This is a genomic window from Haloarcula quadrata (assembly GCF_003634715.1).
In the GTDB taxonomy this organism is placed as follows: domain Archaea; phylum Halobacteriota; class Halobacteria; order Halobacteriales; family Haloarculaceae; genus Haloarcula; species Haloarcula marismortui.
On the sequence record NZ_RBWW01000002.1, the window covers coordinates 352,240 to 364,771 of the forward strand.

9 protein-coding genes are annotated in these 12,532 nt (G+C 62.2%); 4 read left to right on the forward strand and 5 right to left on the reverse strand.

Annotation, left to right across the window (positions count from 1 at the left end; translation table 11 throughout):
* Positions 1-62 precede the first annotated feature (62 nt).
* Positions 63-1,469 carry a uracil-xanthine permease family protein gene (locus tag BDK61_RS18965; RefSeq protein ID WP_007190617.1) on the forward strand — a complete coding sequence of 469 codons (1,407 nt, stop codon included), beginning with the start codon at positions 63-65 and terminating at the stop codon, positions 1,467-1,469.
* A gap of 109 nt (positions 1,470-1,578) precedes the next feature.
* Here BDK61_RS18965 and BDK61_RS18970 read toward each other — a convergent pair whose 3' ends face one another.
* The 4 genes from BDK61_RS18970 to BDK61_RS18985 all read right to left on the reverse strand — a co-directional run bounded on the left by BDK61_RS18970 (position 1,579) and on the right by BDK61_RS18985 (position 6,463).
* A complete protein-coding gene (locus BDK61_RS18970; RefSeq protein ID WP_121304131.1) occupies positions 1,579-2,613 on the reverse strand; it encodes an LLM class flavin-dependent oxidoreductase in 1,035 nt (344 codons plus the stop codon).
* A 99-nt stretch (positions 2,614-2,712) separates the two neighbouring features.
* The gene (locus tag BDK61_RS18975; protein ID WP_004965464.1) at positions 2,713-3,705 is read right to left on the reverse strand and encodes an ABC transporter permease; all 993 of its coding nucleotides are present in this window, start codon (positions 3,703-3,705) and stop codon (positions 2,713-2,715) included.
* Complete coding sequence (locus tag BDK61_RS18980) at positions 3,705-4,805, reverse strand: ABC transporter permease (RefSeq protein WP_004965466.1); 1,101 nt, start codon at positions 4,803-4,805, stop codon at positions 3,705-3,707. Before BDK61_RS18980 ends, BDK61_RS18975 begins: the two co-directional genes overlap by 1 nt.
* Positions 4,805-6,463 (reverse strand): ABC transporter ATP-binding protein, encoded by a 1,659-nt coding sequence (locus BDK61_RS18985; protein ID WP_121304132.1) that lies wholly within the window; start codon positions 6,461-6,463, stop codon positions 4,805-4,807. The genes BDK61_RS18980 and BDK61_RS18985 overlap by 1 nt, the downstream gene beginning before the upstream one ends.
* Before the next feature lie 308 nt (positions 6,464-6,771).
* On the opposite strand from BDK61_RS18985, the gene BDK61_RS18990 reads away from it, so the two are divergent.
* Positions 6,772-7,914 carry a BMP family ABC transporter substrate-binding protein gene (locus BDK61_RS18990; protein ID WP_121304133.1) on the forward strand — a complete coding sequence of 381 codons (1,143 nt, stop codon included), beginning with the start codon at positions 6,772-6,774 and terminating at the stop codon, positions 7,912-7,914.
* Between the two features lie 195 nt (positions 7,915-8,109).
* Complete coding sequence (locus BDK61_RS18995) at positions 8,110-9,228, forward strand: BMP family ABC transporter substrate-binding protein (RefSeq protein ID WP_121304135.1); 1,119 nt, start codon at positions 8,110-8,112, stop codon at positions 9,226-9,228.
* A 108-nt stretch (positions 9,229-9,336) separates the two neighbouring features.
* Here BDK61_RS18995 and BDK61_RS19000 read toward each other — a convergent pair whose 3' ends face one another.
* Positions 9,337-11,052 carry an N-acyl-D-amino-acid deacylase family protein gene (locus BDK61_RS19000; protein ID WP_011222666.1) on the reverse strand — a complete coding sequence of 572 codons (1,716 nt, stop codon included), beginning with the start codon at positions 11,050-11,052 and terminating at the stop codon, positions 9,337-9,339.
* A gap of 149 nt (positions 11,053-11,201) precedes the next feature.
* Here BDK61_RS19000 and BDK61_RS19005 point away from each other — a divergent pair, with 149 nt between their 5' ends.
* Positions 11,202-12,434, forward strand: coding sequence for a Zn-dependent hydrolase (locus BDK61_RS19005; protein ID WP_121304137.1), 1,233 nt, complete (start codon positions 11,202-11,204; stop codon positions 12,432-12,434).
* Positions 12,435-12,532 lie beyond the last annotated feature (98 nt).

A 12,532-nucleotide genomic window follows, 5' to 3' on the forward strand; every position in this document is an offset into this window, starting at 1 on the left:
CATATATTGATATAAGGATTCTAGTAGGTGGATTGAAAAGATAGGGGGCTGGATGGCGTCCCATGAGCGGTCCAGAGGCAGAACAGCAGTCAGTCGTACTGTACGATATCGAAGACAAACCGCCGCTGGGGAAGGCGATTCCACTCGGCATCCAGCACGTGCTCGCGATGTTTCTGGGCAACGTTGCGCCCCCGCTCATCCTTGCCGGGGCTGTCGGCTCCGTCACAGGGGAGACGACGTTTCTCGTCCAGATGGCACTCATCGTCGCCGGCATTGCGACCATCGTTCAGGCGTACCCGGTCGGCCCCGTCGGCGCGCGGCTCCCGGTCGTCATGGGGACCAGTTTCGCGTTTCTCGGGCCGCTTATCGGCATCGGCAACCAGTTCGGTATCGCCGCCGTCTTCGGCGCGTCACTGCTTGCCGCGCCGGTCGAGGTCATCATGGGCGTCTCGTTCGACCGGTTCCGGCGGTTCTTCCCCCCGCTGGTCACCGGTATCGTCGTAATGCTCATCGGATTGACGCTCATCCCCACGGGCATGAACTACGCCGCGGGGGCCTCGGCCGGCCCATCAGCGGAGGGATACGGCTCCTTCGTGAATCTCGGCCTCGCGGGGCTCGTGCTGATAGTCACGGTCGGGCTGAACCAGTTCTTCGAGGGCTTTCTCCGCGTCATCAGCGTATTCGTGGGCATCATCGTCGGCTACCTCGCCGCGCTTGCGCTAGGTGTGGTTGACCTCTCGGCAGTCGCCGCTGCCGGCTGGGTGACGGTTCCCGTTCCGCTCAAGTACGGCCTCGCCTTCGAGCCAAGCGCCGTCGTCACCGTGGCCTTCCTCTACATCATTACCGGCATGGAGACTATCGGGGACATCTCGGGGACGGTATCCGCAACCGGTCGGAACGCCACGCGCGAGGAAATCCGTGGCGGCCTCGTCGCTGACGGCGTCATGAGCGTTTTCGGTGCGGTGTTCAACGCGCTCCCGAACACGTCGTTCTCGCAGAACGTCGGCCTCGTGAACTTCACCGGCGTCGCCAGCCGGTACGTCGCCGGCATCGGGGGCGTCGTGCTGCTTGCACTCGGATTTGTCCCGAAAGTCGGCGCAGTCGTCTCGGCGATGCCCGACGCCGTGCTGGGCGGCGGCGCGCTTATCCTGTTCGCGATGATATTCTCCTCGGGCGCACGCCTCATCACGCAAAACGTCGAGTTAGACCACCGCAATTCGACCATCCTTGCGATGTCGATGGCGCTCGGCCTCGGCGTCGCGTTCCGCCCTGAAATCCTCCAGAACTTCCCGTCTGAGGTACAGACGCTGTTCGGGTCCGCACTTGTCACCGGTGGGATGGCCGCCCTCATTCTCAATATTGTGTTCCCCGGCGGGAGTGTCGGAACCGGGCCAACTGAGTACACCGCAGGACTGGAACCCGATCCTGTCGAGACGGGAGCAGGCGCGCCGCCGGTCGACGACGACTGATACTGTCGGCAGTACGTCTGCGCCACCACGAGGGAACGAGTATCCCGTCTCAACCACAATTAACAACAGGAAGGGGGGTCTGTGCCGCGTGGCTGCGCGCCGTCCCTAGTTACAGGTAGCCGTCCGCAAACTCGTCGATCATCAGCCGCCGGTCGTCGCCAAGCGGATAGAGAATCGGGCACTGACAGCCCGTCTCTGCGTACTCCCGGACTTTCTCCCGACACTGTTCGGGCGTGCCGCTGGCGGTGAGTTTGTGCACCACGTCGTCTGGAATGAGGTGCATGCCCTCTTTGATGTCGTCCTTGTCGGCCGGCCACCCGCCGATGGTTTCACCCACCTCGTCGATGAGGTCCTGGCTGACGCCGCTGGCTTTCATGATGTGTGGCTGTTGCCCGAGGTACTGCGTGATGAGTTCGCGGGCGTTGTCCAGGGCTTTCTCTTCGTCGTGGTCCATCGAGCAGACGACGAGCTGGGGCCGGTCGATGTCGTCAAGAGAGCGACCACCACGCTCCGCCCCGGTCTCCAGTGCGTCAAGGGCCTTCTCGTTGTACTCCGGGCTGACAAGGTAGTTCAACAGTGCCCCGTCGGCGAAGTGGCCGGTGAGTTCCAGCATCTTGAACCCGGTCCCGCCAACGTAGACGGGGACGGTTCGCGGCCCGCCGTCGCCGTGGACCACGTCCAGTTCCACGTCGCGCATCTGGACGAACTCCCCGTCATAGGTGACGTTTTCCATGTCCAGCAGGTCCTGTGTCACCTCGACACATTCGCGCATCGCCCGGAGTGCGCCACTGCGGTCAATACCGACCTTCTCGGCCAGCGGGTCCCACCAGGCCCCGATACCACACATGATGCGGTCCGGGCCGGCGAGTTCCTCGAGCGTGCTCATCGACTGTGCGATCAGCGCCGCGTTGCGCGTCCAGTTGTTGATGACGCCCGTCCCGAGTTTGATGTCATCGGTGACCGCGGCGTACGCGCCGAGCGGGGAGACGGCGTCACGTGCGAGTCGCGATTCAGCCTGCCATATCTCGTCGATGCCCTGCTCTTCCGCGTACTGCACGAGTTCGACGTTCTCTTCTAGCGAGTGTTTGTCCTGCAAGTAGATACCGACACGGTCGCCTCTCTCGAAGACCTGATTGGCGCTCATGGGACATGCTGGATTCTCCGAATACCGATAAATAGATTTGGCCACACACACGGTCTGTGGGAGGTGTGGCCGCCGGTATTGGCCCGCGTCGCGGACCGCTCAGTCCGTCTCGCGACTGTAGGACTGCAACAGCGCCGAGGGGACCGCAAGCTGGTCGCTCTTGGTCCGGATGACGGCGTACGCCAGCACGATAATCGTCGCCAGATACGGGTACGTCCCCATTATCTGTGGCGTCATGAGAAACTCGACGATGGGATTGATGACGCCCGCGAGGGGCGCATCGGGGCCAAGCGTCAACGAGATCGACTGGGAGCGAATGCGGAGCGCGTCGAGCAGCCCGAACAGATACGCCCCCACGAGCATCCGGCGGGGCCGCCACTGCGCGAAGATAACCAGCGCGACAGCGATCCAGCCCCGGCCCGCGGTCATGCCGGGGACCCAGAGCTGTGAGAAGGCCAGCGAGAGGTGAGCGCCGGCCGCGCCGGCGAACCCGCCGCCGATGAGCACCGCGAGGTACCGCAGTCTGAACACGGACACGCCCATCGTGTCCGCCATCTCCGGGTCCTCACCGACAGCAATCATCTCCAGCCCGAGATTCGAGTGGTGCAGGAAGTACCAGACCACGACCAGCAGGCCGAGCGCGAGGTAGTCCGTTGCCGTGCTCCGGAAGAGGGCCTCGCCGATGACCGGGATACCGACAAGGTACTGACCGACGAGCGGGAACGTTATCTGCGGGAAGCCGTTGATCGACTCTTCGACCCAGCCGGAGCCGAAGAACGTCGTCAGCCCGGTCCCAAGAAGCGTCAGCATGACGCCGCTGATGACCTGGTTCGACTTCAGCGTGATACAGAGGAACGCGTGGACCAGCGCCAGCACCATCCCGAGGAGGATGCCGACGCCGAATCCGAGCCAGTGGCTCCCCGTGAGGACGGTGGTGATGAATCCCCCGAGTGCGCCGACGAGCATCATGCCCTCGACGCCGAGGTTGAGGACGCCCGCCCGCTCGCTGATGAGTTCGCCCATCCCAGCGAGGAGAAGCACCGTCGCCGCCTGAACAGTCGCATCGAGCAGGCCGGCGATGAAGCTCACCATCAGTCGTCACCCCGCTGTGGCTGGGCTGGCGTCTCCGCTGGCCCGCGTTTTAGATCGATACCGACACGGTAGCTCTTGAAAAACTCCGCCGTGATCAGGAAGAGAATGACCAGCGCCTGGATGATCTCGACCAGCGCCGCGGGCACACCGAATGCCACTTCCATGCTTGACCCGCCGACGAACAGCACGGCGAAAAACAGGCCAGCGAGCATCACCTTGAACGCGCTGTTGCGGCCGAGCAGCGCAATGGGAATGGCTGTAAAGCCGTATCCGGGTTCGAACCCGGCACGGTATCGACCCTGTGCGCCGGCGATCTCGCTGATGCCGCCCATGGCCGCGAACGCGCCCCCGACGACAAACACGAGCAGATACACGTAGAACTTGCTCATCCCGGCCTGCTGGGCGGCCTCGTCGTTCGAGCCGACGAACGTGATTTCGAACCCGAGTCGCGTTCTCGTCATCAGGACATACGTCACGACGACCATGCAGAGGGCGGCGAGCAGCCCAGCGTGGACACCGCCGAACAGTTCCGGAATCGTCGCGGCCTCAGAAAACCGGTCTGATTGCGGGAAGTTCCCGGTCCCGCCCTGCATCGGTCCCCGGAGCAGGTAGCTCTGGATTTCGAGCGCGACGAACGTCAGCAGTAGCGACGTGATGATCTCGTTGACATCCCACTTCGCACGCAGGTACGCCGGAATACCAGCCCAGATACCGCCGGCTACGGCTGCAGCGACGAACATCAGCGGAATCAGTGCGAGGCCCGGGAGCGAGACGTTCAGCCCGATCCACGTCCCTGCAAGCGCGCCGGCGACGAGCTGGCCCTCTGCCCCAATGTTGAACAGGCCCGCCTTCAGCGGGAGATACACCGCCAGACCCGTGAGAATCAGCGGAACTGCCTTTGTTAGCGTCTCACTGAGACCGAACTCGGTCACGAGCGTGTCAACGAACATCGTCGTGTACGCCGCGACAGGGTTCACGTCGAGGACGACCAGCGCGATAGCGCTCACCGCCAGTGCAGCCAGCACGGTGAACACGGGCGTCCCGTAGGAGAGCCAGGCCGGAATGTCCTCGCGCGCATCGACGGTTACTGCGACGTTCATCAGCTCTCACTCTCCTGTGTGGCTCCGTGCTGGGGCGGCGCAACCGTCTTGCCGTCGTCTCCACCACCACCGGTCATCTCCAGACCGATCCGTTCCCGGTCGGCTTCGGCCGGTGTCGTCTCGTAGACGAACTCACCCTCGTACACGACGAGAATCCTGTCGCTCAGGTCGAATATCTCGTCTAAGTCCTCCGAGAGGAGGATGATACCCGTTCCTGCCTTGCGCTGTTCGAGCAGCGTCTCCCTGATGAACTCGATTGCCCCGACGTCGACGCCGCGGGTCGGTTGGTTCGCAATGAGGAGGTCCGGGTCGCGGTAGATTTCCCGCGCCAGAATGAGTTTCTGGAGGTTCCCCCCGGAAAGGTCGCCGGCCTGTGTCTCAGTCACGTCGCTGACGCCGCGGACATCGAACTCATCGACCAGTGTTTCGGCGTAGTCGCGGAGTTCCCCGTAGTCCAGAAACGGCCGGTCGCCAAACCGGCTGTCCCTGAAGTCTTTCATCGTGGCGTTGTGCATCACCGAGAGGTCCTCGGCACAGCCGTACTGGAGTCGGTCCTCAGGGACGAACGAGACGCCGCTGTCGACGAACGTCTTCGGTTTCGCGCCGGTAATGTCTTCACCGTTGACCACTAGCTCGCCGGCCGTTACGTCCCGAATGCCGGCCATGACCTCCGCGAGCTCCTTCTGGCCGTTACCGCTGACGCCCGCAATCCCGACGATTTCGCCCTGCCGAACCGTCAGGTCAATACCCGAGAGCGCTTCGATATCTCGATTGTCGGTGGCTTCGACCCCGCGTGCGCGCAAAACTGGGTCGCCCAAGTCGATCGCTTCCCTGTCTATTTCGAACAGGACTTCGCGACCGACCATCATCTCCGCGAGGTCTGCCCGGGAGACTGACGACACCTCGGCGGTGCCAACGTTTTCTCCCTCCCGGAGCACCGTCACCCGGTCGACGATGGCGTCGACCTCAGTGAGCTTGTGCGTAATGAAGATTATCGAGAGTCCTTCGTCAGTCAGCCGTTCGAGCGAGTCGAAGAGCCGCTCAGCCTCGGTCGGCGTGAGGACTGCCGTGGGTTCGTCGAGAATCAGGAGGTCGACATCCCGGTACAGCGCCTTGAGTATCTCGACGCGCTGTTGCTGGCCAACATCAAGCTCCCAGATCTTCGCGCTCACGTCGATGTCGAACCCGTACTGGTCGGCCAAATCCTGAATCCGTTGCTCGGGCACATCGAGACCTAGCGAAAACTGTCCGGCGAGCGATTGGACGAGACTGTTGTTCCGGACTGCCGCCGGGAGCCAGTTGTCCTCCGAATCGCCGCGGAACGCTGTGGCCGGCTCACGTTCACCGAGTACGACGTTCTCGGCGACTGTGAGGCGTGGAATCAGCATGAAGTGCTGGTGGACCATCCCGATGCCGGCGTCGATGGCGTCCTGTGGGGACCCCAGATCGAGTCGCTCGCCGTCGAGATAGATATCGCCGGCGTCCTGCGAGTAAAGCCCGTACAGAATCTTCATCAGCGTACTCTTTCCCGCGCCGTTTTCGCCGAGGAGGCCGTGGATTTCCCCGCGCTCGACGGAGAGGTTGACGTGGTCGTTGGCGACGACCCCAGGGAACTCCTTCAGAATCCCCTCCATCCTGAGCGTGGTGTGTTCGGACATGCTCTGTGGTCTTGGCCGGGTATCAACAATGTAGTGGCATAATTGTTTCCAAAGGTAGCCATATTCGCCGTCCAACACGGGAAATGCCGGACATTTGCCAAGTATCAGTTGTTGTGTGCTGGTGTCCATTGTTAACGGTCACTCAGTCTGTCGCGATACCCAGCAGGATGAACATATGATTCATATTGTATTCAGTTACCATTTGATAGGGGTACTTTTGTGGCACATATTTGGAAAATAGGAGAGAGAAAGCTGCGTGAACGGAACAATTTAAGTGATTGTTTCCGAAATGGCTATTCGGTTAGTTAATGGTTGACAAGAAACATGCCAGATCGAGACGGGAGTTACTGACAGCACTTGGCGCGGCAGGAATAACCGGGTTAGCCGGTTGTAGCGGTGGTGGTGACGGGGGCGATGGCGAGGCAACCACCGACACCGGCGACGGCGGGGCTGGTGACGGTACTGCGACCAGCAGTGACGGCATGGATTCGATTACCGCCGCATGGGTGTACAACTCGGAGGTCGGTGACCTCGGCTGGTCGTGGGCCCACAACGAAGGGCGGAAGGCAGTCGCAGAAGAGTACGACTGGCTAGAGACCGAGTACACCGAGGCTGTCGCCCCAGCCGATTCCGAGCGGGTGTTCGAACAGTACGCACAGGGTGATGCCGATATCATCTTCGGCTGTACGTTCGAGTATCAGGACCCGATGGCGTCCGTGGCGGAGCAGTACTCCGACACGTACTTCGAGCACAACACGGGCTACCTGACGATGGAGAACATGGGGCGGTACATGGGCCGGATCTACCAGCCCCGGTATCTCGCCGGGCAGGCGGCCGGGACCGTGACGGAGACAGACACGCTGGGATACGTGGCGGCGTTCCCGATTCCGGAGGTCATCCGCGGTATCAACGCCTACGCGCTCGGAGCCGCGTCTGTCAACGACAGCGCGACGCTGAAGGTCAGATGGACGAACTCCTGGTTCGACCCCCCGACCGAGAGCGAGGCGGCAAACGCCTTGCTGGACGAGGATGTCGACGTGATGGCCCAGCACCAGGACTCCCCCGCTGCACTCCGTGCAGCCTCCGATGCGGGTATCTGGGCGACCGGCTACGACGCCCCGATGGGCGACATCGCCGGTGAGAACTATCTCACGTCCCCGATCTGGCACTGGGAGGAGTTCTACGGTCCAACCATCGAATCTGTCAGGGACGGCAGCTGGGAATCCGATGCATACTGGGAAGGCATCGAGTCGGGTATCTGTAGTTTAGACGACTGGGGGCCAGAGGTGCCACAGGAAGCGAAAGACACCGTTTCGGAGTCGCGGTCGGCGATACTTGACGGAGAACTGGATGTCTGGGCCGGTTCGGCGTTCGAGGGCGAGAATGACGAGTTCCTCTTCCAGGAGATGAGTAGCTACGTCGACGCCGTCGAGGGCGAGGTCCCCAACTGACCCCGCCACCGGTCTCCGACGACAGTAATCGCCTGGGTGTTGCTGTGGCTCTCGGGCGAATATAACAACGTTCGTAACATTATTCAAGCGTGAATGGGAGTTTCGGTCAATTTTTTCCGGATATGTTCGTTCGCTGTACGGTCAAGAATGGTATCGCTTAAGTAGGAGTTTCCGCTACCTCTACCCAGTTCAGTAATGGTGAATACCAACCGAACGATATCGCGGCGGGAGATGCTGGGTGCCCTCGGGGCGACAGGAGTAACCGCACTAGCCGGCTGTAGTGGTGGAAGCGACGACACAGACACGGCTGACGGCACGACGACCAGCGGCGATGGGGGCTCCGGGTCGGACTCCGTCACGGCTGCCTGGGTGTACATCTCAGAGGTGGGCGACCTCGGATGGTCTTGGGCTCACGACGAGGGGCGAAAGACGGTCGACGAGGAGTACGACTGGCTGGAAACCGAGTACACGGAAGCTGTCGCGCCAGAGGACTCGGAACGCGTTTTCGAGCAGTACGCGCAGGGTGACGCTGACATCGTCTTCGGGACGACGTTTGGCTACCAAGACCCGATGTTCAGCATTGCGGAACAGTACCCCGACACGTACTTCGAACACGCGACCGGCTATCGCACCCGGGAGAACATGGGACGGTACATGGGCCGGATCTACCAGCCCCGGTATCTCGCCGGGCAGGCGGCCGGGATGGTAACCGAGAACAACACCATCGGCTACGTCGCCGCGTTCCCGATCCCCGAAGTCATTCGCTCCATCAACGCGATGGCGCTCGGCGCGCGGTCGGTGAACCCGGACGCGACATTCAAAATCCGGTGGGTCAACGCGTGGTTCGACCCCCAGACCTCAAAGCAGGCGGCCAACTCGCTTATCGATGAAGGGTGTGACGTCATCTCGCAAGAGCAGGACTCCCCTGCTCCGGTCAGGGCCGCAAACGAGGCGGATGTGTGGGCCTCCGGCTACAACGCGCCGATGGGCGAGTTTGGCGGCGACAACTACCTCATCTCACCAGTGTGGAACTGGGAAGAGGTGTACGGCCCGGCCGTCTCCGCAGTCCGGGACGGAACCTGGGAAGCCGATGCCTTCTGGGGCGGCATGGAGACGAACCTGCCCACGCTCGACGAGTGGGGACCGGAGGTCCCCCAAGAGGTCAAAGACACCGTCGCCGAGACGGAAGAACAAATCGTCAACGGCGAACTCGATGTCTGGGCCGGTTCGCCGTTCGAGGGCGAGAGCGACGAGTTCCTGTTCCAGGAGATGAACAGTTTCGTCGACGCTGTCGAAGGCGAAGTACCGGAGTAAGGAAGCCCCGGTTCGACGATTCCGGTTCCCTCAACACCGTCCTGCCGGTAGCAAGCGGTCGGATTGGCAAGTCGCTATACGGTCGGTCAGAGCCGTCAGCCCGATCAATCAGTCATCAGCAGCGCGGTCAAGTTCGGGGCGAGTCGCACCACCCCATTCCTCGTAGGAGCGGAGCACGTCGCCGTTTCGCTCGCCGGTCAGTTCGCCGTCCCGAACGGCAATCTCGCCGCCGACGAGGACGTACTCCATCCCGTCGGAGAACTGGAACGGGTTCTCGTAGGTCGCGTTCGCCGACACCGAGTCGAGATCAAAAGCCACGAGGTCCGCGATGTACCCCTCACGGACGTAGCCGCGGTCCCTGAGGCCGAGGATATCAGCCGGGTTGCCTGCGGCTTTGTACGCCAGCAGTTCCGGCGAGAGCACGTTCCGTTCACGGACGTACCGTTCGAGGATGCGGCTGAACGCCCCGATAGCCCGCGGGTGGGGCTTTCCGCCGAAGATGCCGTCCGTGCAGAACGTACCACGGTCGTCCGCGAGAAACCGCTCGATATCAGTTTCGGCCATCACGAAGTCGGCCATCGTCACGTCCAACTCCTCCGCGACGAGTAGTTCACACATCGCGTCGACCGGCTCGCGGTCCATCTCGGCGGCGATGTCCGCGATGGTATCACCCTGATAGCGGCCGCTCCCGGTCCGTGTGATGAGGATATTGTCCCACGACCCGGCGGCGTACGCGAGATTCTCCCAGTCACCCGGCTGGGAAATATCAGCGGCGATGCGGTCGCGAACAGCCGCGGAGTTTAGGCGGTGCCGGATGGCCTCTGAATCGCCCTGCCGTGCCCACGGCGGCAACAGCGCGGTAAGCATCGTCGACCCGGCGGTGTACGGATACTGGTCGAAGGTGACCCGCTGACCACGGTCGACAGCGTCGTCGAACAGGTCAAGCACAGCCTCGGAGTCCCCCCAGTTCTGCTGGCCGCCGACCTTGAGATGTGAGACGTGGGCGTGACAACCGCCGCGGCGACAGATATCGAGATACCGGTCGATAGATTCGACCACACGGTCCGTCTCGTTCCAGACGTGAGAGATCATAAACGAGTCACGCTTGGCGAGGGTATCCGCAAGCGCCACCAGTTCGTCGTCGCGGGCGTACGAACTCGGGGGGTATATCATCCCTTTGGACATGCCGAACGCGCCTTCTTCAAGCGCTACTTCGAGTTCCTGTCGAATCGCATCGAGCTCACCGGGGGCTGTGTCGTGGTCTGACTTCGGTCTGTCCAGCCGTTGACCGGTGACTGGTCCGGCGGCGACGACGTGTTCACCGCTGAGTGGGCGGTCCTCGAATCCGGCCAGCATCGACCTGATGTTGCCATGTGGGGCGTAGTACGCACAGTTGACAGCAGGCTCGACGGATTCGAGCGCTTCGAGATAGCCAGAGACGGTGTGCCAGGGCCACGTTTCGCCGAGCGTGCCGTCGAGTGATTTGACCCGTTCCGCCCACTCGTCGGTGAGGTTCGGCGGCACCGGAGCGACGCTGACCCCGTCCTGTCCGAGGACTTCCGTCGTGATACCCTGCGTCAGTTTCTCCCTGGCACCGGGATTCTCGAAAAGCCGCAGCTCCGAATGTGCGTGCATATCGATGAACCCCGGTGCGAGATACGACCCGTCGAGGTCGACAACGCGGTCGGCCGCAAGCGGGGCTTCGCTGATAGCGTCGATTCGACCGTCGGCGACACGCACGCTCGCAGTGAACGGAGGGCGACCGCTCCCGTCCAGCACCCGCGCGTCTCTGAACGCGATGGACGCGGCACTCAGCTCGGTCATGTCTGCTGACTCGCGGAACGGTCGTTTGGCTCTTTCGGTGGTCTCAACCGTGTGTGACAGGGGGCGAGCGCGTGCCACACCGTGTCTGTCGATCTGTGTGGGGCCACCCCGACACAATCTTCAAGACGACACCGCGGAACAGCTACCCAATGCCATCCGTCAGTCTCGATAGCGAGCGGTTCAGACGGCGCTTCGATACGTTCAACAAGATCGGCGCGACAGAACGGGGCGGCGTGAACAGGCCGAGCCTGTCCGACGAGAACAAGGCGGCCCGCGACACACTGGTCGAGTGGTTCCGGGAGGCCGGGCTGGAGGTCCGTATCGATACGATGGGCAACATCTTCGGTCGGCGAGACGGAACTGACAGCGACGCCGCGCCGGTTCTGTTCGGGTCACACATCGACAGCCAGTACAACGGCGGGCGGTACGACGGCGTTATCGGCGTCCTCGGTGGATTGGAAGTCATCGAGGCGTTCAACGACGCCGGCGTGACGACCGAACGTCCACTGGAGGTCGTTGCCTGGAGCAACGAGGAGGGCGTCCGGTTTCAGCCGGATATGCTCGGCAGCGGTGTCTACTGTGATATCTTCGACCTCGACTACGCGTACGAGCGCGAGGACAAGGAGAGCAGGCGGTTCGGCGATGAACTCGAACGCATCGGCTACAAGGGCGAAACACCCTGTGAAGCGGATGACATCCACTGCTACTTCGAGATGCACGTCGAGCAGGGGCCGTTTCTCGAGCAGCAGGACATCCCAGTCGCCGCTGTCGAAGGCGTGTTCGGCTTTTCCTGGCTGAACGTCACTTTCGAGGGCCAAGCGAACCACGCCGGGCCGACACCGATGGATATGCGCCACGACGCGTTCGTGGCGACGGCGGACGTAACCCGCGCAGTCCGGCGGATCACAGCGACTGAAGGAACGGACCTCGTCGGGACAGTTGGCAGTGTCGACGTGTGGCCAAACGCTATCAACGTCATCCCCGAGACGGTGGAATTCACGCTCGATTTCCGCTCGTACGACGATGCTGTGGTCGACGCGGCCGTCGAACAGATCAGGGAAGAGGTCGCCCACGCGGCCGAGCGCGAAGGCCTTGAATACGAGATAGAGGAAATAATGCGGGTCGACGCGGACCCGTTCGATCAGGGCTGCATTGACACAGTCGTCGAGGCCGCCGAGACGGTCGGCTGTGAGTACACGCGACTGGTCAGCGGCGCGGGCCACGATGCGAACTACCTCAACAAGATAGCTCCGACGAGCATGATTTTCGTTCCAAGCGTCGACGGAATCAGCCATCGCGAGAGCGAATTCACCGAATGGGATGACATCGTCACCGGGACTGAGGTACTGCTGAACGCTGTGCAGACGAAGGCCGCCGAGTGAGCCGTTCCGTTCCAAGCGTGTGAATATCACACATCTGGCACACGTCACACAGCGACTGTCTTGTCTGTCGCAGCTGTGTCAGCCTGTTGTCTGCTGGT